The 20,944-nt window shown below is 67.3% G+C and carries 18 protein-coding genes; 11 read left to right on the top strand and 7 right to left on the bottom strand.

All coding sequences use genetic code 11. The features are described 5' to 3' along the window. Positions 1-72: 72 nt before the first annotated feature. The 6 genes from FE811_RS20155 to FE811_RS20130 all read right to left on the bottom strand — a co-directional run bounded on the left by FE811_RS20155 (position 73) and on the right by FE811_RS20130 (position 6,589). Entirely contained in the window at positions 73-1,086 is a 1,014-nt protein-coding gene (locus FE811_RS20155) for a GlxA family transcriptional regulator (protein ID WP_036749313.1), read from the bottom strand. Positions 1,087-1,157: 71 nt separating this feature from the next. Next, the gene (locus tag FE811_RS20150) at positions 1,158-2,492 is read right to left on the bottom strand and encodes an AI-2E family transporter (RefSeq protein ID WP_114536015.1); all 1,335 of its coding nucleotides are present in this window, start codon (positions 2,490-2,492) and stop codon (positions 1,158-1,160) included. Positions 2,493-2,601: 109 nt separating this feature from the next. After that, positions 2,602-3,825, bottom strand: a complete 1,224-nt coding sequence (locus FE811_RS20145) for a saccharopine dehydrogenase family protein (protein WP_116220424.1) — start codon at positions 3,823-3,825, stop codon at positions 2,602-2,604. Positions 3,826-3,871: 46 nt separating this feature from the next. After that, on the bottom strand, positions 3,872-4,978 hold the full coding sequence (locus FE811_RS20140) for a carboxynorspermidine decarboxylase (protein ID WP_114536013.1): 1,107 nt from the start codon (positions 4,976-4,978) through the stop codon (positions 3,872-3,874). A gap of 123 nt (positions 4,979-5,101) precedes the next feature. Continuing rightward, the gene (locus FE811_RS20135) at positions 5,102-6,127 is read right to left on the bottom strand and encodes a Gfo/Idh/MocA family protein (protein WP_036749005.1); all 1,026 of its coding nucleotides are present in this window, start codon (positions 6,125-6,127) and stop codon (positions 5,102-5,104) included. A gap of 3 nt (positions 6,128-6,130) precedes the next feature. Next, a complete protein-coding gene (locus FE811_RS20130; RefSeq protein WP_024845794.1) occupies positions 6,131-6,589 on the bottom strand; it encodes an Rrf2 family transcriptional regulator in 459 nt (152 codons plus the stop codon). 165 nt (positions 6,590-6,754) lie between these two features. Here FE811_RS20130 and FE811_RS20125 point away from each other — a divergent pair, with 165 nt between their 5' ends. The 8 genes from FE811_RS20125 to FE811_RS20090 all read left to right on the top strand — a co-directional run bounded on the left by FE811_RS20125 (position 6,755) and on the right by FE811_RS20090 (position 18,083). Further along, the gene (locus tag FE811_RS20125) at positions 6,755-7,414 is read left to right on the top strand and encodes an alpha/beta hydrolase (protein WP_036749011.1); all 660 of its coding nucleotides are present in this window, start codon (positions 6,755-6,757) and stop codon (positions 7,412-7,414) included. A 36-nt stretch (positions 7,415-7,450) separates the two neighbouring features. Next, entirely contained in the window at positions 7,451-8,575 is a 1,125-nt protein-coding gene (locus tag FE811_RS20120; protein ID WP_116220423.1) for an HD domain-containing protein, read from the top strand. 116 nt (positions 8,576-8,691) lie between these two features. Continuing rightward, positions 8,692-9,906 carry an NADP-dependent isocitrate dehydrogenase gene (locus tag FE811_RS20115; protein WP_116220422.1) on the top strand — a complete coding sequence of 405 codons (1,215 nt, stop codon included), beginning with the start codon at positions 8,692-8,694 and terminating at the stop codon, positions 9,904-9,906. Between the two features lie 240 nt (positions 9,907-10,146). Further along, entirely contained in the window at positions 10,147-10,815 is a 669-nt protein-coding gene (gene purQ / locus FE811_RS20110; RefSeq protein WP_116220421.1) for a phosphoribosylformylglycinamidine synthase subunit PurQ, read from the top strand. A 64-nt stretch (positions 10,816-10,879) separates the two neighbouring features. Then, positions 10,880-12,673 (top strand): ATP-binding protein, encoded by a 1,794-nt coding sequence (locus FE811_RS20105; protein ID WP_036749022.1) that lies wholly within the window; start codon positions 10,880-10,882, stop codon positions 12,671-12,673. A 19-nt stretch (positions 12,674-12,692) separates the two neighbouring features. Further along, a complete protein-coding gene (locus FE811_RS20100; RefSeq protein WP_036749029.1) occupies positions 12,693-14,018 on the top strand; it encodes a sigma-54 dependent transcriptional regulator in 1,326 nt (441 codons plus the stop codon). A gap of 553 nt (positions 14,019-14,571) precedes the next feature. Continuing rightward, on the top strand, positions 14,572-17,262 hold the full coding sequence (locus tag FE811_RS20095) for a ribonuclease E/G (RefSeq protein ID WP_116220420.1): 2,691 nt from the start codon (positions 14,572-14,574) through the stop codon (positions 17,260-17,262). A 77-nt stretch (positions 17,263-17,339) separates the two neighbouring features. Beyond that, on the top strand, positions 17,340-18,083 hold the full coding sequence (locus FE811_RS20090) for a cytochrome c biogenesis CcdA family protein (protein ID WP_036749030.1): 744 nt from the start codon (positions 17,340-17,342) through the stop codon (positions 18,081-18,083). Positions 18,084-18,094: 11 nt separating this feature from the next. Here the strand turns inward: FE811_RS20090 and FE811_RS20085 are convergent, their stop codons facing one another. Further along, entirely contained in the window at positions 18,095-18,895 is an 801-nt protein-coding gene (locus tag FE811_RS20085; RefSeq protein ID WP_116220419.1) for an enoyl-CoA hydratase, read from the bottom strand. Positions 18,896-18,979: 84 nt separating this feature from the next. Here FE811_RS20085 and FE811_RS20080 point away from each other — a divergent pair, with 84 nt between their 5' ends. The 3 genes from FE811_RS20080 (at position 18,980) to rpsI (ending at position 20,500) form a co-directional block, all read left to right on the top strand. Further along, positions 18,980-19,402, top strand: a complete 423-nt coding sequence (locus tag FE811_RS20080) for a PaaI family thioesterase (protein ID WP_036749037.1) — start codon at positions 18,980-18,982, stop codon at positions 19,400-19,402. 150 nt (positions 19,403-19,552) lie between these two features. After that, positions 19,553-20,017 carry a 50S ribosomal protein L13 gene (gene rplM, locus FE811_RS20075; RefSeq protein WP_024845806.1) on the top strand — a complete coding sequence of 155 codons (465 nt, stop codon included), beginning with the start codon at positions 19,553-19,555 and terminating at the stop codon, positions 20,015-20,017. Positions 20,018-20,020: 3 nt separating this feature from the next. After that, on the top strand, positions 20,021-20,500 hold the full coding sequence (gene rpsI / locus FE811_RS20070; protein ID WP_036749038.1) for a 30S ribosomal protein S9: 480 nt from the start codon (positions 20,021-20,023) through the stop codon (positions 20,498-20,500). Positions 20,501-20,944: the final 444 nt, after the last annotated feature.

Genomic DNA, 20,944 nt, shown 5'->3' with positions numbered 1-20,944 from the left:
TCCTCATCCGAATGGCGCCGCATTATCCGGCGCGGCGCGGCGCGTTGCAGGATGGCGCCGTGCAACGGCCGGTCAGGGCGCGTCCTGCGCCAGGGGGACGCGGTTCTGGCGCCAGAGGTCGGGCGTGGTGCCCTCGGTCTCGCGGAAGACGCGGATCAGGTGCGAGGCGTCGCAAAAGCCGGTCTCCTCGGCGATGCGGGTGACGGTGCGGTCGGTGCGCGCCAGCAGCATGCGCGCCTGCGCCAGCCGGATGCGGATCGAGGCATCGGCGGGCGGAAGGCCCAGGTCGGCGTTGAAATGCCGCTCCAGCTTGCGCCGCCCGACGCCCAGATCCTTGGCGATGCGGGCGATGGACAGCGGCGCATGCAGGTTCTGCTGCATGGCCAGCAGCGCGCGGCGCACCAGCGGGTCGCGGGCATTGAGTTCCAGCGGCAGGCCGGGCTGGGGGCGGTCGCCGGCCATCGGCTCGTCGATCATCAGGATCGACAGCGCCTTGCGCGCGGCGGCGCGGCCCAGGTGGCGGTCGACCAGGAAGGCGGCCAGATGCGCCGCGCTGACCCCGCCCGAGCAGGAAATCCGGTCGCGGTCCACCACGAAGATCTGGTCCGAGACCGGGCGCATCCGCTCGAACTCGGCCAGGAAATCCTGGTGGTGGAACCAGCTGACGCAGCAGCGATAGCCGTCCATCAGCCCGATGCGGGCCATGGCGAAGACCCCGGTGCAAAGCCCGCCAAGCGCCACCCGCGCCAGGGCGGCGCGGCGCAGGAAGGCGGCCTGGTCCGGCGAAAGGCCCGGCCCCCCGTCGATCAGCCCGCCGACGGTGATGATGTAGTCGAAGCGGGTGGGGTCGCCCAGCCGCTCCTCGGGTTCGATGCGCATGCCGCAGGAGGATTGCACCGGCGCCATGTCGGGTGAGAGCACGCGCCAGCGGCAGCGGATCGGCCGCGAGCCGTCGCCGTCGTCGGCCGCCAGCCGCAGCACGTCCACGAACGTGGCAAAGGCCGACAGCGTGAAGCGCGGCGTCAGCACGAAGCCGATGCGCAGTCGCGGCTGGTTCGGGTCGGGCGAGGGATCGTGTTCAGGCATCTGTCGCGATTCGTCCATGGATGGCGTCGCGATCATGCCATGTTTTCGCCATTTATCCAGAGCCGGCGCGATCAATCCTTGGTGGCCAGGACCATGGTGGCCGCCGAGGCCTGGGCCGCATCCTCGGCCTCGTCGCCGGCCTCGACCAGTTCCCGCGCCTCTTCCTCGTCCTCGTCCTCCAGCGCGGGCGGATCCTCGCCGGCCAGGAAATTGCCGAATTTCTGCAGGCCGGGGATGTGTTCGGCCAGAACCCGCATCACCACCAGCAACGGCACGGCGACGATCATGCCGATCACCGACCAGAGCCAGGCCCAGAGCGCGACGGTCAGGAACACCACCACCGTATTCAGCTGCAGGCGGCGCGAGACGAAATAGGGCGTGATGAGCTGGCCTTCCAGCGCGGTCAGGCCCAGGTAGGTCAGGCCGACCATCAGCGGCGTGAACAGGTCGTCGAAGACGAAGACCCCGACCAGCGTCGCGATGATGATGCCGGCGACCGAGCCCAGGTAGGGGATGAAGTTCAGCAGGAAGGCCGCCAGCCCGAACAGCACCGGGCTGGGCATGCCCCAGGCCCACATCGCCAGCCCGATGGCCAGCCCCAGGCAGGCGTTGATCAGGGTGATCGCGCCAAGATAGGTGCCCAGGCTGTCCTCGATCTCGCGCAGCGCCAGGTAGGCCGCGCGCTTTTCGCGCATGGAATCGAAGCTCTGCACGATCTTGAGGTAAAGCAGGTCGCCCGAGGAGATCAGGAAGAACAGCAAAAACAGCGTGAAGATGATCTGCCCGACCAGCGCCGGGCCAAGGTCCAGCGCGCTGGCCAGCGTCGAGGTCTCGGGGGTGGCGTTCACCTCGACCTGGATCTGCTGGTCGGGGGGCTGCGGCGCACCAGGGGCGGGGATCGCGCTGAGCGTGCCGGTCAGCGTCGCGTCGGGCAAGGTTTCACCGGGCGGCGTGGCCGGTTCGGGCGGGGAGGAACCGCCGCCGGCGATCTCGTCGATCTTTTCGGCGGCGCGCTCCAGGCCGCGGAAATTGCTGCGGATCTCGGTAAAGCGCTGTTCCAGCCGCTCGGTGATCTGCGGCGCGTTCTCGATCAGCCGGTTGGCCGGGCCCGAGATGACGAAGCCGATCAGCACCACCGCCACCACCAGCCCCAGCGAGACGATGGCGGCGGTGACGATGGCGCCGATGCCCAGCCGCTCCATCAGCCGGCGGAAGGGCACGAAGACGAAGAACAGCAGGATCGCCAGCGTCACCGGCATCAGGAAGCTGCGCGCCTGCGCGAAGAAGCTGAAGAGCAGGATGAGGAAGATGCCGATCACCGCCCAGTTCGCCACCTTGGCCACGCCCTTGTCGGTGGGGGCGGAAAAGGGAAACATGTGGCTGCGGCGTTCCTGATCTGGCGGCATGCGTCCCCTCCCCCCGTTCCGCGCCCCCCGTGCGGCGCCGAGGGAAACGCCAAGCCCGCGGCCGGGTTCCCCCGCCGCGGGCGTTTTCGGCAAGCCGTCCGGGCCGTGCCTAGAGCGGGTGGTCGCCCGAGGCGTCGATGACGCGGGTGGGCAGGCCCAGGTCGCCCAGCAGCTCCAGGAAGGGGCGGGCGGGCAGATCCTCGACATTGACCATGCGCTTCACGTCCCAGGTGCCGCGCGCGACCAGGATCGCCGCTGCGACCGGGGGCACGCCCGCGGTATAGCTGATGCCCTGGCTGCCGACCTCGTTATAGGCGTCCTTGTGGTCGGCGACGTTGTAGATGAAGATCTCGCCCGGCTTGCCGTCCAGCGTGCCCTTGACCAGGTCGCCGATGCAGGTCTTGCCCTCGTAGTCGGGCGCCAGGCTGGCCGGGTCGGGCAGCACGGCCTTGACCACTTTCAGCGGCACGACCTCCAGCCTCTCGGCGGTCTTGACCGGCTGCTCGGAAAGCAGGCCGAGGTTCTTCAGCACGGTGAAGACATTGATGTAATGCTCGCCGAAGCCCATCCAGAAGCGCACGTCGGCGTCCTTGTAGCGGGCCGAGAGGCTGTGGACCTCGTCATGGCCGGACAGGTAGGCGGTGCGCTTGCCGACGACGGGCAGATCCCATTCGCGGCCGACCTCGAACATCTGGTTCTGCCGCCATTCGCCGCCCTGCCAGGAATAGACGGTGCCGGTGAATTCGCGGAAGTTGATCTCGGGGTCGAAATTGGTCGCGAACCAGCGGCCATGGCTGCCGGCGTTGATGTCGACGATGTCGATCGAGTCGATCTTGTCGAAATATTCGTCCTCGGCCAGCCGGGCATAGGCGTTGACCACGCCGGGATCGAAGCCCGCGCCCAGGATGGCGGTGACGCCGGCCTTCTCGCAATCCTCGCGCCGCTTCCATTCGTAGTTGGCATACCAGGGCGGCGTCTCGCAGATCTTGGCCGGGTCTTCGTGGATCGCGGTGTCGATATAGGCGGCGCCGGTCTCGATGCAGCCCTGCAGCACGGTCATGTTGACGAAGGCCGAGCCGACGTTGATGACGATGCCGGCGTCGATCTGGCGGATCAGCGCGGCCACGGCGGCGCTGTCCATGGCGTCCAGCGGATGGGCGGTGAATTCGACCGAATGGCCTTTCTCACGAATGCTCGCGATGATCTTCTCGGCCTTGGACACGGTTCGGCTGGCGATATGCAGCGTTCCGAATTCCTTGGCGTTCTGCGCCACCTTATGCGCGACCACCTGGGCGACGCCGCCGGCGCCGATGATGAGCACGTTCTTGGCCAATTCAGTCTCCTTTTCGGGGCTGGGAAAGGGGATGGCTTGCGCCTGTTCAGGACAGGCTGGCTTTGTAGTCGTCATAGGTGAACCGGCGGACCAGGCGGATCGTTCCGTCCTCGTCCCGGATCGCGATCGAGGGCATGGCTACGCCGTTGAACCAGTTCTTCTTGACCATGGTATAGCCGCCGGCATCGGCGATGCTGATGCGGTCGCCGACCTTCAGCGGCCGGGGAAAGCGGCCCTCGCCGAAGATGTCGCCCGCGAGGCAGGTCTTGCCCGCGACCTGCCAGGGATGCTCGCCGTCCTGCGGCAGCTTGGCGGTTTCGCGATAGATCAGCAGGTCGAGCATATGCGCCTCGATGCTCGAGTCGACGATGGCCACGTCCTTGCCGTGGTGGATGGTGTCCAGCACCGTCACCTCCAGCGAGGTCGAGCGGGTGATGCTGGCCTCGCCCGGTTCCAGGAAGACCTGCACGCCAAAGCGGTCCGAGAACGCCCGCAGCCGGTCGGCAAGCCGGTCCAGCGGATAGCCCTCGCCGGTGAAATGGATGCCGCCGCCAAGGCTGACCCAGTCGAGCTTTTCCAGGAAGCCGCCGAACTCGGCCTCGATCCGACCCAGCTGCGCGTCGAACAGCTCGAAATCGGCATTCTCGCAATTGTAGTGGATCATCACGCCCGAGATGCGGTCCAGCGCCGCCTCCAGCCGGTTCAGATCCCATTCGCCCAGCCGCGAGAAGGGGCGGGCCGGGTCGGCCAGGTCGAAGCCCGAGGTCGAGAAGCGCGGGTTCAGCCGCAGCCCCATGGCGATGCCGCGCCCGGCCGCCTTGGCCCCGAAACGGTCGAGCTGGCCCAGGCTGTTGAAGATGATCTTGTCGGCGTAACCCAGCGCCTCGTCGATCTCGTGATCGGCCCAGGCGACGGAATAGGCGTGGGTTTCCTTGCCGAATTCCTCGTGCCCCAGCCGCAGCTCGAACAGCGAGGACGAGGTGGTGCCGTCCATGAAGTCGCGCATGAAGTCGAAGGCCGACCAGGTGGCGAAGCATTTCAGCGCCAGAAGGCATTTCGCGCCCGAGCGTTCGCGCAGATAGCGGATTCGCTCCATGTTCACCCGCAGCTTCGCAAGGTCGATCAGGTAATAGGGCGTCTGCAGATCGGACATGGCGCGGAACCTCTGGCCTTGCGACCGTGAAAGCGGAAAACGAATGGCTCATTTAGGGCCACGGGCCGCATTTCGCAAGAAAGCGTGACGGGCGTGTGACGGCGGGTGCGATGGACGGGTGCGTCAGATGCGCAATCGCACCGGCTGGCCCGTGCGCACCGATTCGTCCGCGGCCAGGCAAACGGCGAGCGAGGAGACCGCGTCGCGCATGTGCCGCTCCAGGTCCATGTCCCCGGCGATGGCGCGGGCCATGAAGGCGGCCTCGGCGTCGCAAAGCTGCTGGTGGCCGGGTTCGTCGCGCATCGAGATGTCGTGGTCCGGTTCTCCGACGCGGTGCAGGCGCAGGGTCGCGGTGCGGGTATGGGTGTCGATGTCGTCCGAGCGCGCGTCCTGGGGCATGCGGATGCTGACGGCGCCGCGCGGGCTGACCACGTCCTTCACGAAAAAGGCGGTGTCGGACATCATCGGCCCCCAGCCCGCCTCGTACCAGCCCAGCGAGCCGTCCTGGAACAGCACCTGGAAATGGCCGTAGTTGTACATGTCCGCCGCGATCTCGTCCGAAAGGCGCAGGCCCATCCCCCGCACCTCGACCGGCGGCGCGTCGGTGATCTGACACATGACGTCGACGTAATGCACGCCGCAATCGACGATGGGCGGCGTGGTGCGCATCAGCGCCTTGTGGACCTGCCAGGTCGGGCCCGAGCTTTGCTGGTTCAGGTTCAGCCGGAAGACATAGGGCCCGCCCAATGCGCGCGCCTCGGCGATCAGGCGCTGCCAGCTGGGATGGTGGCGCAGGATGTAGCCGACGACCAGCTTGCGGCCGGTCTCGCCCGCGCATTCGGCCACGCGGCGGGCGTCCTCGACCGTGGTGGCCAGGGGCTTTTCGACGAAGACATGCGCGCCCGCCCGCATGGCGGCGATGGCATATTCGGCATGGCTGTCGGAATAGGTGGCGATCACCGCCACGTCGGGGCGCAGGCGGTGCAGCGCCTCGTGGAAGTCCTGGCTTTGCGGGATCGCGGCCAGTTCGGGCGGCAGGTCCACGGGCGAGCGGTTGACCAGGCCGACGATCTCGGCCCCCGGCTGCTTCAGCCAGGCCAGCGCGTGGCTGCGCCCCATGTTGCCCAGGCCGGCGACCAGCACCCGCATGGCCTAGTCGTCCACGATCGACAGGATCTTGGGCAGGGCGGGGCAGGGCAGCAGCTGGTTGCGGGCCACGTCCGCCAGCGTGTGGTTGTGCAGGAACACATAGACATGTGCCGACAGGCTTTCCCACAGCCGGTTCGACAGCGTCTGCGCCCGCGAGCCCGAGACCCCGCCCGAGGCGCCGGCGCCGACATGCAGCGCGCTGACGGTTTCGTCCACCGCCTCCAGCACGTCGGCGACGCGGATCGTCTCGGGCGCCTTGGCCAGCCGGTAGCCGCCGCCCGGCCCGCGCACCGAATCGACCAGCCCGGCCCGGCGCAGGCGGACGAAGAGCTGCTCCAGATAGGGCAGCGAGATGTCCTGCCGCTTGGAGATCTCGGCCAGCGAGGTCAACTCGTCGCCCTTGGCGATGGCCAGGTCGACCAGGGCGACCATTGCGTAACGTCCCTTGGTGGACAGTTTCATCTTGCCTCTCCTCCAGCCGCAAACCATTGACGACGCGTAAGCCAGGGGCTAATTCCCCGGCGCCGTCCTTGAATGCGTCTTGCCTATGTCGGGCGCGCTTCCCAGATTGACGATCTAGAGCCGCGCCGTCACAGGGTCAAGGAACCCGAGTTTCAAAGGAAGCCCATGCCCGAACTGATTTTCCCCGGTCCCGAAGGTCGTCTGGAAGGCCGCTATCACGCGCAAGCCGCGCCCGACGCCCCCATCGCCATCATCCTGCACCCGCATCCGCAATATGGCGGCACGATGAACAACCGGGTCGTCTACAACCTGCACTATGCCTTCCACCGCATGGGCTTCACCGTCATGCGGTTCAACTTCCGCGGCGTCGGCCGCAGCCAGGGCGAGTTCGACCAGGGCATCGGCGAGCTGTCGGATGCCGCCTCGGCGCTGGACTACCTGCAGGCGATGAACCCCAATTCCAAGCATTGCTGGGTCGCGGGCTTCAGCTTCGGCGCCTGGATCGGCATGCAGCTTCTGATGCGGCGGCCCGAGATCACCGGCTTCATCTCGGTCGCGCCGCCGGCGAACATGTATGACTTCTCGTTCCTCGCGCCCTGCCCCTCCTCGGGGCTGATCATCAACGGCACCGCCGACCGCGTGGCGCCGCCCAAGGACACCCATGCGCTGGTCGGCAAGCTGCGCGAGCAGAAGGGCATCACCATCACCCATGAGGAGATCGAGGGCGCGGACCATTTCTTCCGCGACGACGAGGCGCATATGAAGCCGATGATCGACACGGTGCAGGCCTATGTGCGCCGCCGCCTGACCGAGAACACGCGATAGGGAACCGGGCCGGCCGGGCCGGCCTGGGGCTTTGCCATGACCGACCTGACCCTGCGCTTTGCCTTCCTGACCGAGGCCGACCGGCTGAAATCGGTCGAGCGGGCGAATGTGCTGATGGACCTGTCGCGGCCGGAAAACAGCGCCGAGCACAGCTGGCACGTCGCGCTCTATGCGCTGGTCTTCGGCGCCTCGGACCGCGCCATCGCCATGCTGCTGCTGCACGACCTGGTCGAGATCGACTGCGGCGACCATCCGATCCACCTGGCCCATGACATGGCCGCCGTGCAGGCGGCCGAGGAAGCCGCGGCGCGCCGGCTGTTCGGCATGCTGCCGGGCGGCGAGGCGCTGATGGCCCTGTGGCACGAGTTCGAGGCGGGCGAAAGCCCGGATGCCCGCATGGCCAAGCGCATGGACCATGTCCAGCCGCTGTTCCAGGTGCTTTGCGCGCCCGAGCCCCTGGCCGATCATGTCGCCATCGTGCGCGACAACATGACCTCGGGCCGCGCCCGGCGGCTCTGGGCGGAATGGCCCGAGGCGATGGAGGCGGCGCAGGCCCTGCTGGAGGGTTGCGCGCCCTGCGGCGAACTGGCGCAGCGCCTGGCCTTCCTGGCCGAGGCCGACCGGCTGAAATCGGTGCTGCGCGCCAGCCTGCTTTGCGACGGCTCGCGGCGCGAGAACAGCGCCGAGCACAGCTGGCACCTGGCGCTTTACGCGCTGGTCATGGCGCCCCATGCCGGGCCGGCGGTGGAGATCGGCCGGGTGATCCGCATGCTGCTGATCCACGACCTGGTCGAGATCGACACCGGCGACGTGCCGATCCACGCCCAGAACGGCGCCGCCCATCACGGCACCGCGCAATTGCAGGCCGAGGCCGAGGCGGCCGAGCGGATCTTCGGCCTGCTGCCCGCGCCCCAGGGGGCCGAATTGCGCGCGCTCTGGGCCGAGTTCGAGGCGAACGAGACCCCCGACGCGGTCTTTGCCAAGTCGCTGGACCGGGCGCAGCCGGTGATGCAGAACATCGCTTCGGGCGGCGGCACCTGGGCGGAATACCGCGTGACCTATGCCCAGCTGGTCGAGCGCGTGGGCCTGCGCATCGAACGCGGCGCGCCGACGCTGTGGCACTGGCTCAGCGAAAGCGCGCAGGTGTATTTCCGCGGCTGATCCCACGGCTGCGGGGGCTTGGGGTCAATCGGTATGCAATCGCATACCGGGCTTTCCTTTCGTTCGGAATGCCGCTATAGCGCGGCCGAGCCGAATCCTAATCGAAGGGACCACCCATGTCGAAGATCAAGGTAGAGAACCCCGTCGTCGAGCTCGACGGCGACGAGATGACCCGGATCATCTGGGACTTCATCAAGCAGAAACTGATCCTGCCCTATCTGGACATCGACCTGAAATACTACGACCTGGGCATCGAGGAGCGCGACCGCACCCAGGACCAGATCACCGTGGACGCGGCCGAGGCGATCAAGCAATACGGCGTCGGCGTGAAATGCGCCACCATCACCCCCGACGAGGCGCGGGTCGAGGAATTCGGCCTGAAGAAGATGTGGAAATCGCCCAACGGCACCATCCGCAACATCCTGGGCGGCGTGATCTTCCGCGAGCCGATCATCTGCAAGAACGTGCCGCGCCTGGTCCCCGGCTGGACCCAGCCCATCGTCGTCGGCCGCCACGCCTTCGGCGACCAGTACAAGGCCACCGATTTCCTCTTTCCCGGCAAGGGCAGGCTGACGATCAAGTTCGTCGGCGAGGATGGCGAGACCATCGAGCACGAGGTCTACCAGGCGCCCGGCGCCGGCGTGGCCATGGCGATGTACAACCTCGACCAGTCGATCATCGACTTTGCCCGCGCCTCGATGAACTACGGGCTGAACCGCGGCTATCCGGTCTATCTCTCGACCAAGAACACCATCCTGAAAGCCTATGACGGCCGCTTCAAGGACCTGTTCCAGAAGGTCTACGAGGAAGAGTTCGAGGCCGAGTTCAAGAAGAAGGGCATCCATTACGAGCATCGCCTGATCGACGACATGGTCGCCTCGGCGATGAAATGGTCGGGCGGCTATGTCTGGGCCTGCAAGAACTACGACGGCGACGTGCAGTCGGATACGGTCGCGCAGGGTTTCGGTTCGCTGGGGCTGATGACCTCGGTGCTGATGACGCCGGACGGGAAGATCGTCGAGTCGGAGGCCGCGCATGGCACGGTGACGCGGCATTACCGCGAGCACCAGAAGGGCAACCAGACCTCGACCAACTCGATCGCCTCGATCTTTGCCTGGACCGGCGGGCTGAAGCACCGCGCCAAGCTGGACGGCAACGCCGCGCTGATGAATTTCGTCGAGACGCTGGAGAAGGTCACGGTGCAGGCGGTCGAGGACGGCCACATGACCAAGGACCTGGCGCTGCTGGTCGGGCCGGACCAGAAATGGCTGACCACCATGGGCTATCTGGAAAAGGTCGACGAATACCTGAACAAGGCGCTGGCGGGCTGATCCGCCCGGAAAGATGTCGGATTGCGAGGGCCGGGAGGGATCCCGGCCCTTTTCGCATGATCGGCGCGGATTCCGGCGTATTTGCGAAACGGTGAAGCGGGCAGGAGGCCGGCGGCGGCGCTGCGTCGCGGATTCTTGAGTATTTGGGGAACGAAGAAATCCGGGGGCGGTGCAAAGCCGCTTAACACGCGGCGCGGACTGGAGTATGGGAAGCGCGAGGCATAATCCCGGAGGCCCGCCATGAAAGCTGCCGTCATCACCTTTCCCGGATCGAATTGCGATCGCGACCTGGCCGTCGCCCTGCAGCAGGCGGGCGCCGAGGTCGTGCGGGTCTGGCACAAGGACGAGGCGCTGCCGGCGGGCACCGACCTGGTCGCGGTGCCGGGCGGGTTTTCCTTTGGCGACTACCTGCGCTGCGGCGCCATCGCCGCGCATTCGCCCATCGCCGGCGCGATCAAGGCCCATGCGGCGCGGGGCGGCTATGTGCTGGGCATCTGCAACGGCTTCCAGGTGCTGACCGAGCTGAACCTGCTGCCCGGCGCGCTGATGCGCAATGCCGGGCTGCGGTTCCTGTGCCGCGAGGCGGTGCTGCGGGTCGCGACCGCGGCCAGCCCCTTTACCGCCGCCTATCGGGCGGGCGAGGAGATCCGGGTGCCGGTCGCCCATCACGACGGCAACTACCAGATCGACGCCGAGGGGCTGGCGGCGCTGAAGGACCAGGACCGGATCGCCTTTACCTATGCGCCGGGCATCAACGGCTCGGTCGAGGATATCGCCGGGGTGCTGTCGGAGAACCGCCGGGTGCTGGGCATGATGCCCCATCCCGAGCGTGCCGCCGATCCGGCCCATGGCGGCACCGATGGCGCGAGGCTTTTTGCCTCGCTGATGCAGGAGCTTGTCGCGGCCTGACTTGAGCGGCGCTCTTTCGCGCACTAGACTGCATCGACCCTTACGAGGGCGGTGCCGGAGGCTCATGCGAGAGGAAGACAGTTCCATCGGGTTCCCGGAAGGCAGGGCGGGTCTGACCAGCCGTTGGGGACTGCGCGGCGTGATCGCCGTGCTGCTGGTCGTGGCCGCGGGCACGATCTGGTTCACCAATGCCTGGCTGACGGCGCGGTTTTCCGAGACGACGCGGGTGCGCACCGAATTGCGCTCGGCGCTTTATACCGGCAACCTGCTGTCGGAATTGCAGCGCACCTCGGTGGTGCCCCTGCTCTTGGCGCGCGACCCGGCGCTGATCTCGGCGCTGTCGGGCAATGATTTCTCGGGCACCTCGGCGCGGCTGATCTCGGCCCAGAAGGAGATCGCGGCGGCCTCGATCAAGCTCTTGGACGCCTCGGGGCGGGTCGTGGGCTCGACCGACCGCAACCTGATCGGCACCAATTACGTGCAGGAGCCGTTCTTCGTCGAGGCGCTGCGGTCGCGGGACACGGTGTTCACCGTCTCGCCTTCGCCGCAGGGGGCCTATGAGTTCACCTATTCCCGCACCGTCATGTCGGACGGGCGCACGCTGGGCGTGGTCGTGGTGGGGGCGGACCTGACCCGGCTGGTGCGGTCATGGGCGGGGATTTCCGATGCGATCGCGGTGACGGACAGCGAGGGGCAGATCATCCTGTCGACCGAGCCGCGCTGGCGCGGGCTGACCCTGCCCGAGGCCCTGGCGGTGCGCTCGGCGCCCTCGGCCATCGCGCGGGCCTTCCAGGTCACGGCGGATTGGGCGGCGACCCCGGCCGACGCCTATGTGCAGGGCCGCGCGGTGATGCAGTCCGAGACCCGCATCCCCTTCCGCGGCTGGAAGATGATCGCCTTCACCACCTACGAGTCGGTGCGCGAGCGGGTGAATGCGGTGCTGGCCATGGTCATCATGGGCTTTGCCATCCTGCTGGCGGCGGTGTTCTATCTGCTGTCGCGCCGGGCGCGGGTGGAATCGGCGGCCTGGATGCGCGAATCGGCCGACCTGCGGGCGCTGAACCTGCGCCTGACGCGCGAGATCGCCGAGCGCGAGCGGATGCAGAAGGAATTGCGCGTGGCCGAGCAGACCGTGCAGCAGTCCAGCAAGCTCGCGGCCCTGGGCGAGATGTCGGCGGGCGTCAGCCACGAGCTGAACCAGCCGCTGGCGGCGATGAAGACCTATCTGGCCGGGGCACGGCTTCTGTTGCAGCGCGGCCGGGCCGAGGAGGCGCTGTCGAGCTTCCAGCGCATCGACGACCTGGTCGAGCGCATGGGCGCCATCACCCGGCAGCTGAAATCCTATGCCAGGAAGGGCGGCGAGGCCTTCGAGCCGGTCGACCTGCGCGCCGCGCTGTCGAGCGCGCTGGTGATGATGGAGCCGCAGCTGCGAAGCCGCACCATCCGCCTGCAGCGCAACATCCCGCGCTATCCGGTCATGGTCTATTGCGACCGCATCCGGCTGGAGCAGATCATCATCAACCTGCTGCGCAACGCGGTCGATGCGATCAAGGGGCTGCGCGACCCGGCGATCGAGATCACCGTCAGCGCCGGCTCTCACGCATTCTTGTCCGTGCGCGACAACGGTCCGGGTGTATCGGATCTGGAAAATCTGTTTGAACCCTTCTTCACCACGAAGAAGCCCGGAGAGGGGACCGGCCTGGGGCTGGCGATCTCGTCCGGGATCGCGGCCGATTTCGGCGGGCGTCTGACGGCGCATAACGCCTCGGACGAGGGGGGCAGGGGCGCCGTATTCGAACTTGAGCTGCCGCTGCACGATCCCGGCCACAAGGCCGGGACGCGGCTGGCGGCGGAATGAAGAAAAGAGGTAAAGGCCCATGAGCCGCACTTTGAAGATAGCCGTCGTGGACGATGAACCGGACATGCGCGAATCCATCAGCCAGTGGCTGGCGCTGTCGGGCTTCGACGCCGAGACCTTCGCCACCGCCGAAGAGGCGCTGAAGGCGATCGGCGCCGACTGGCCGGGGGTGGTGATTTCCGACATCCGCATGCCGGGCATGGACGGGATGGCCTTTCTCAAGCGGCTGATGGGCATCGATTCGGGCCTGCCGGTCATCATGATCACCGGCCATGGCGATGTGCCGATGGCGGTCGAGGCCATGCGCATCGGCGCCATGGACTTCATGGAAAAGCCCTTCAACCCCGAGCGGTTGACCGAGCTGGTCAAGAAGGCGACCCAGGCCCGGCGCATGACGCTGGACAACCGCGCCCTGCGCCGCGACCTGTCCGAGGGCCAGCAGGTCATGTCCAAGCTGATCGGGTCGAGCCCGGTCATGGATCGGCTGCGCGAGGACATCCTGGACCTGGGCCAGGCCGACGGCCATGTGCTGATCGACGGCGAGACCGGCACCGGCAAGACCCTGGTCGCCCATGCGCTGCATGCGGTGGGGCCGCGCGCCTCGAAGAAATTCGTGCCGATCTCCTGCGCGGCCTATAGTGACGAGATCCTTTCGGCCAAGCTGTTCGGCCCGGTCGAGAGCGGGCTGCCCGCGGTCGAGGAGGCCCGCGGCGGCACGCTGTGCCTGGAGGACATCGAGGCGCTGTCCGATCCCCTGCAGGCGCGGCTTCTGGCCTTCATCGCCGAGCAGGGCAGCCCGGCCGAGACCCGGATCATCGCCATTTCCAACGCCCGCGGCGAGGGGCGCCGGGCCGAGGATTCGCTGCGTCCCGACCTGTTCTATCGCCTGACCGCGCTGAAGATCACCCTGCCGCCGCTGCGTTCGCGCGGCGAGGACATCCTGACGCTGTTCACCCGCATGACCGAGCAATTCGCCGAGGAATACGGCTGCGAGCCGCCGCAGGTGACGGCGCAGGAGGCGGCGCAGCTGTTGCAGGCGCCCTGGCCGGGCAATGTGCGCCAGCTGATCAATGTGGCCGAGCGCGCGGTCTTGCAGAACCGCCGCGGCTCGGGATCCATCGCCTCGCTGCTGATGGCCGACGGCGAGGATACGCAGGAGGCGACCACGACCGAGGGCAAGCCGCTCAAGGAATATGTCGAGAGCTTCGAGAAGATGCTGATCGACAATACCATGCGCCGCCACAAGGGCAGCATCGCCGCGGTCATGGACGAGCTGTGTCTGCCGCGCCGGACGCTGAACGAGAAGATGGCGAAATACGGGCTGAGCCGCAGCGATTACCTGTGAGCGGCACGCCTCCGGCCCGGTCGGACATGGGTATTTGGGGAACGGAGAAATAGCCGGGGCGCGGGATCTGGCCTGGGGATTTGCCTGCCGCGGCGCGCCCCTGCCGGGGGGCGGGCGGGATGGGCGGATCGGCAAATCCCGGCGCTTTGACCAAAAACAGATTGTAACGGCGCGCCCTTCCCCGCTATCTTGCCCCTGTAGGGTGGGCGCCACAACCAATGGTTGCTCGACCTCGCCAGTTTCGCAGCGCGCCAGCCAGCCGCGACACCTGAAAAGTGCCGGTGGTGCCACGCGCGGAAAATCCTGCCCACGCCCCCAGGGGGCCTCTGGGCGACCGTAGATCGCAGCCCCGACCGCGCGAGCGGGATGGGCCAAGAAAGGTAAACAGACGCGATGGATCGCGCAACGCAGCTTGATCGGCAACGGTGGCAGGGGGGTTCCCCGGCCGCCGCGATTGCTGCTGGCGGTGCGGCTTTCGCTGTCCTCTCATGCGGCAGCCGAACCTTGCCCCCGCCACCGTGCGGGCCGGTCCGGCGGCCCGAAAGACGGAAACATGTCAAAGAAAATGCTGATCGACGCCACGCATTCCGAGGAAACTCGGGTTGTCGTGGTGGATGGAACCAAAGTCGAGGAATTTGATTTCGAGACGGTCAACAAGCGGCAGCTTGCTGGCAACATCTACCTGGCCAAGGTGACGCGGGTCGAACCCTCGCTGCAGGCCGCCTTCGTGGATTACGGCGGCAATCGCCACGGCTTCCTGGCCTTTGCCGAGATCCATCCCGATTACTACCAGATCCCCGCCGCCGACCGTAAGGCGCTGATCGAGGAAGAACGCCAGGCCGCCGCCGCCGAGGCCGACGAGGGCGAGAAGAAGCGTAGCCCGCGCCGCCGCAAGCCGGCCAAGGCCGCTGCCGCCGACAGCGGCGATGCCGTCGTGGTCTCGGACGAGATCGCGGGGATGGCCGTGCTGGACCCCTCGGAAGGCGAGGCCGCGGGGGGCGAGGATCTTGCGGTGGCCGTGGCCGAGGCCGCACCGCTGGCGACGGCCGAGGATGCTGCCGCGGTCGCCCCCGATGCAGCCGACGAGCCGGCAGGCGATGACGCCGCCGAGAACGATGGCATCGAATCGGTCGCCGAGGAGGATGTGGCCGAGGAGATCTCGCCCCCCCGCAAGCCCCGCGCGCGCCGCTACAAGATCCAGGAGGTGATCAAGGTCCGGCAGATCATGCTGGTCCAGGTCGTCAAGGAGGAGCGGGGCAACAAGGGCGCCGCGCTGACCACCTATCTGTCGCTGGCCGGCCGCTATTGCGTGCTGATGCCCAATACCGCGCGCGGCGGCGGGATTTCCCGCAAGATCACCAATGCCGCCGACCGCAAGAAGCTGAAGGAGATCGCCAGCGAGCTGGAGGTGCCGGAAGGCGCCGGGCTGATCATCCGCACCGCCGGCAGCCAGCGGACACGGACGGAAATCCGCCGCGACTACGAATACCTGATGCGACTGTGGGAACAGATCCGTGAGCTGACCTTCAAGTCCATCGCGCCCGCGCCGATCTATGAGGAAGGCGACCTGATCAAGCGCACGATCCGCGATCTCTACAGCAAGGAGATCGACGAGGTCCTGGTCGAGGGCGAGCGCGGCTATCGCACGGCCAAGGACTTCATGAAGATGATCATGCCGTCCCATGCCAAGAACGTGAAGCATTACACCGACCCGATGCCGCTTTACGCGCGCTATCAGGTGGAAAGCTATCTGGCCGGCATGTTCAACCCGGTCGTGCAGCTGAAATCCGGCGGCTATATCGTCATCGGCGTCACCGAGGCGCTGGTCGCCATCGACGTGAACTCGGGCCGGGCCACCAAGGAAGGCTCGATCGAGGACACCGCACTGAAGACGAACCTGGAGGCCGCCGAGGAAATCGCCCGCCAGCTGCGCCTGCGCGACCTGGCCGGGCTGATCGTCATCGACTTCATCGACATGGAGGAGCGCAAGAACAACGCCGCCGTCGAGAAGCGCTTCAAGGACAAGCTCAAGACCGACCGGGCGCGCATCCAGGTCGGGCGCATCTCGGGCTTCGGCCTGATGGAGATGTCGCGCCAGCGCCTGCGGCCGGGGATGCTGGAATCGACCACGCAGCCCTGCCCGCATTGCCACGGCACCGGGCTGATCCGTTCGGACGACAGCCTGGCGCTGACCATTCTGCGCGCCATCGAGGAAGAGGGCACCCGCAAGCGGTCCCGCGAGGTGCTGGTCAAGGCGCCGGTCGCGGTGGCGAACTTCCTGATGAACGCCAAGCGCGAGCATATCGCCAATATCGAGGCGCGCTATGGGCTGTCGGTCCGGGTCGAGGCCGATCCGGCGTTGATCTCGCCCGATTACGCGATCGAGAAGTTCAAGACCGCGACCCGCAATGTGCCCGAGGTGGTCTCGCCCGTGGTTTCGGTCGATGCCCGGCTGATGGCGCAGATCGACGACGAGGAGCCGGTCGAGGAAGAGGTCGAGGAGATCGCCGAGGAGGAAGACCGCGCCGAGGACAGCCATGCCGAAGGCGGCGAGAATGGCGAGGGGGGCGAGAACGGCAGCAAGCGCCGGCGTCGCCGCCGCCGTCGCCGCGGCGGCAAGAACGGCGAGGGCGAGGCGTCCCATGCCGAGGATGGCTTGGATCACGCCGAGGAGGGTGCCGAGGATGCGGCCTCTGAAGCCGAGCCGGCCGAGCAGCCCGCCGAAGCCGAGGTGACGCCGGCCGAGGCCGTGGCGGAAGTGGTGGCCGAGGCCGAGAATGCGGTCGAAGCCGATGCCGACGCCGCCGAGAAGCCGCGCCGCCGCACCCGGACCCGCCGCCGCAAGACGGAAGAGCCGAGCGACGCCGCCGCGGACGCGCCGCAGGCGGGTGTTGAGGCGGGGCCTGCCGTCGAGGCGGTCGAGCCCGTCGCGGAGCCTGTCGTGGAGGCCGCGTCGGCGGATGCTGCGCAGGATGCGCAGGCCGAGGAGCCGATTGCCGAGGCTGCTGCCGATCAGGCGGCCGAGGCCGAGGCGGAGGCGGAAGCTGCCGGACCCGTGGCGACCGACGCCGAGGAAGCCGCAGCCGCGGAACCCGAGGCCGCGGAGCACGAGACCGCCGTGGCGGAGGCCGAATCGACCGTTGCACCCGAGGCCGTACCGGCGCCCATGCCCGAGCCGGCTCCAGCTGCCGCGAACGAAGAGTCGGCGCGTCCCAAGCGTCGCGGCTGGTGGTCCCTGGGCTGATCTGTCGCAGCCTTCCCACGAAAGCGTTACGGGCGCGGGGCTTTCCCGCGCCCTTTCCATGAGCCAAGGTGCCGGACATGTTGGGAATCGAGCTTGCAGACGCCGCCTTTCTGCCCGCCGCGACGGTCGCGCTGCTGGCCGGGATCCTGTCCTTCCTGTCGCCTTGCGTCCTGCCGGTGGTGCCGCCCTATCTGGCCTATATGACGGGGGTCGGCGTTGGCGGGCTGAAGACGGGCGAACGCAGCGCGGTGGTGCCGGCGCTGTTCTTCGTCCTGGGGCTTTCGACGGTTTTCCTGCTGATGGGCATGGCGGCATCGGCCTTTGGCCGGATGTTCCTGCAATGGCAGGACTGGCTGGCGCGCGGGGCCGGGGTGGTGGTCATCATCATGGGCCTGCATTTCCTGCGCATCATCCGCATCCCCTTCCTGGATACCGAGGCGCGGCTGGATGCCGGCGACAAGGGCGGCTCGTCGCTGGGGGCCTATATCCTGGGGCTGGCCTTTGCCTTTGGCTGGACGCCCTGCATCGGGCCGCAGCTTGGCATGATCCTGTCCCTGGCCGCCACCGGGGCCGAGGCAGGGCGCGGCGCGGCGCTGCTGGCGGTCTATGCGCTGGGGCTGGGCATTCCCTTCCTGCTGTCGGCCATCTTCGTCAACCGCGCCATCGGGGTGATGAACCGCATCAAGCCGCATCTGAAGCTGATCGAGCGCATGATGGGCGTGCTGCTGGTCGTGGTCGGGGCGGCGCTGCTGACCGGCGCCTTCCCGACCTTTGCCTATTGGCTGCTGGAAACCTTTCCCTGGCTGGCCGCGCTGGGTTAATCCCAGTTCGGTCAATCCCAGTTGGGCGGGCGCTTTTCCAGGAAGGCCTGGATGCCCTCGGCCGTGTCGGGCAGCAGCAGGTTCTCGCAGATCACCGCGCCCGCGGTCTCATAGGCATCCGCAAGGCCCAGGTTGCGCTGCGCGTGGAAGGCGCGCTTGCCCATGCGCACGGCGGCGGGCAGCTTGGCGGCGATGCCGCGGGCCAGGGCCATCGTCTCGGCCTCCAGTGCCGCGGGCGCGGCGACGCGGTTCACCAGGCCCAGCTCGTGCGCCCGCCGGGCGTCGATGAATTCGCCCGTCACCAGCAGCTCGAAGGCGGCGCGCGGCGGAATGGCGCGGGTCAGCGCCACCATCGGGGTCGAGCAGAACAGCCCGATGTTCACCCCGTTCACGCCAAAGCGCACGCCCTCGGCCGCCACGGCCATGTCGCAGCTGGCGACCAGCTGGCAGCCGGCGGCGGTGGCGATGCCCTGCACCTCGGCGATGACGGGCTGGGGCAGGGCCGGCAGCTTCTGCATCATCTGGGCGCAGCGCGAGAACAGCCGTTCATAGGCGGCGCGGCCGTCATCCTCGTCATTGCGGGCGCCCTGCATCTCGCGCAGGTCGTGGCCGGCGCAGAACGCCTTGCCGCGCGCGGCCAGCACCACCACCCGGATGGCGTCCTCCGCCGCGATCTCGTCCAGCGCATCGGACAGCGCGTCGATCATCGCCGTGGACAGCGCGTTGTAATTCATCGGGCTGTTCAGGATCAGGCGCGCAACGGGGCCGTCGTCCTGGCGCAGCACCAGCGGCTGGGGGTTTCCATCCTTCATGCCATTCCTCCTGACGCCACGGCGCGGCTTGTCTTTACCGGGCTTTGCCGGGCAGTCTAGCCGCCGTTCCGGCAGGGGGGAAGCATGGCATTGGCAATGGGCCGCGAGGCGCTGAACGAATTTCTGGACCGGGCATTTCCGCAGATCGCGGGCCAGGTGCGGGTGGAATCGCTGGACGAGACGGGGCTGACCGCGCGGCTGAAGGTGGACGACCGGCACCTGCGCCCCGGCGGGACCGTCAGCGGCCCGTCCATGTTCGCGCTGGCCGACGTGGCGATCTACCTGGCCATCCTGGCCCGCATCGGCGAGGTGGCGCTGGCCGTGACCACCAATGCCTCGATCGACTTCATGCGCAAGCCCGAGGCGGGGCGCGACCTGCTGGCCGATTGCCGCATCCTCAAGCTGGGCCGCATGCTGGCCGTGGGCGAGGTGCTGATCCGCTCGGACGGGACCGAGGAGCCGGTGGCGCGCTGCTCGATGACCTATGCGATTCCGCCGAAACGCTGATGTGGGCGGGGGTTGTTTTGCGGTATTTTGATACCTATTTCGCAAGCCATTGATATGGCTGCGGGATTCCAGGCATCGCGCACTTGACCTGCGCCCGGCTTTTGCCGATATACGCCCATCTCGAATTACAGCCCCCAAAGGGACCGACAGATGAAAACCTATACCGCGAAACCGGCGGAAATCGAGAAGAAGTGGATCCTGATCGACGCCGAGGGCGTCGTTCTGGGCCGTCTTGCCTCGATCGTCGCGATGCGCCTGCGTGGCAAGCACAAGCCGACCTTCACCCCGCACATGGACATGGGCGACAATGTCATCATCATCAACGCCGACAAGGTGCAGATGACCGGCGACAAGCGCGACGCCAAGAAATACTACTGGCACACCGGCCATCCGGGCGGCATCAAGCACCGCACCGCGCGGCAGGTGCTGGAAGGCGCCCACCCCGAGCGCGTGGTGATCAAGGCCGTCGAGCGCATGATCTCGCGCAACAAGCTGGGCAAGAAGCAGATGACCAACCTGCGCGTCTATGCCGGCGCCGAGCATCCGCACGAAGCTCAGCAGCCCGAAGTGCTGGACGTCAAGTCCATGAACGCCAAGAATACCCGGAGCGCGTAAGCCATGGCCGAAGACATCAAAACCCTCGACGATCTGAAATCGGTCGCGACGGCTGCCCCGGCGGCTGCCCCGGTTCGCGAGGCGCAGCGCGATTCGCTGGGCCGCTCCTATGCCACCGGCAAGCGCAAGGACGCGGTCGCCCGCGTCTGGGTCAAGCCGGGTTCGGGCAAGGTGGTCGTGAACGGCAAGGACATCGCGGAATATTTCGCCCGTCCGGTGCTGCAGATGATCCTGCGCCAGCCCTTCGAAGTGGCCGGCGTCTCGGGCCAGTACGACGTCTATGCCACGGTTGCCGGCGGCGGCTTGTCGGGCCAGGCGGGTGCGGTCAAGCACGGCATCTCGAAGGCGCTGCAACTGCACGAGCCCAGCCTGCGCGCCGCGCTGAAGGCGGCCGGCTTCCTGACCCGCGACTCGCGCGTGGTCGAGCGCAAGAAATACGGCAAGGCGAAGGCCCGTCGCTCGTTCCAGTTCTCGAAGCGCTGATCCCTGCTTCCATGCGATGCGAAACGCGGTCCCTTTGGGGCCGCGTTTTTCGTTTTGCGCCCCGGCCTTGGCCCGGCCCAGCGAGTCGCGGCGCCGAATCCGCGGCCGACTCGGGGCAAAAACGGGCGCCCGGCGCGGTGCAGGGCTTTGCCGCCTGCCTGCAAGCGCGGCCAAGCGGGCATTATCTGCCCGAACCTGCGACAGAAAAATGACAGAAAATCATTGCCTTGAGATTTTTCATACCGAGGTGTGCATTTTTCCGCTTGCAACCTTCGTCCGCAGCTCCTAGATACCGCTTCACCGACGCAGCGAGATGCTACGGCGGACGGACAGAGCGGCGCTAAGGCAACGCAAGGTTCGAAAAATCTGGGACTGGATGGCTTGGACTTCGCCATAAGCGTGGCGATGTTTGGGTTGTTTTGTTTCCTCTGCTTTTTGACATTG

The organism is Paracoccus sp. FO-3, assembly GCF_006386455.1.
In the GTDB taxonomy this organism is placed as follows: Bacteria; Pseudomonadota; Alphaproteobacteria; order Rhodobacterales; family Rhodobacteraceae; genus Paracoccus; species Paracoccus versutus.
Note: the sequence above shows the minus strand (reverse complement) of the source record. Positions and strands in the feature narration are given on the sequence as shown.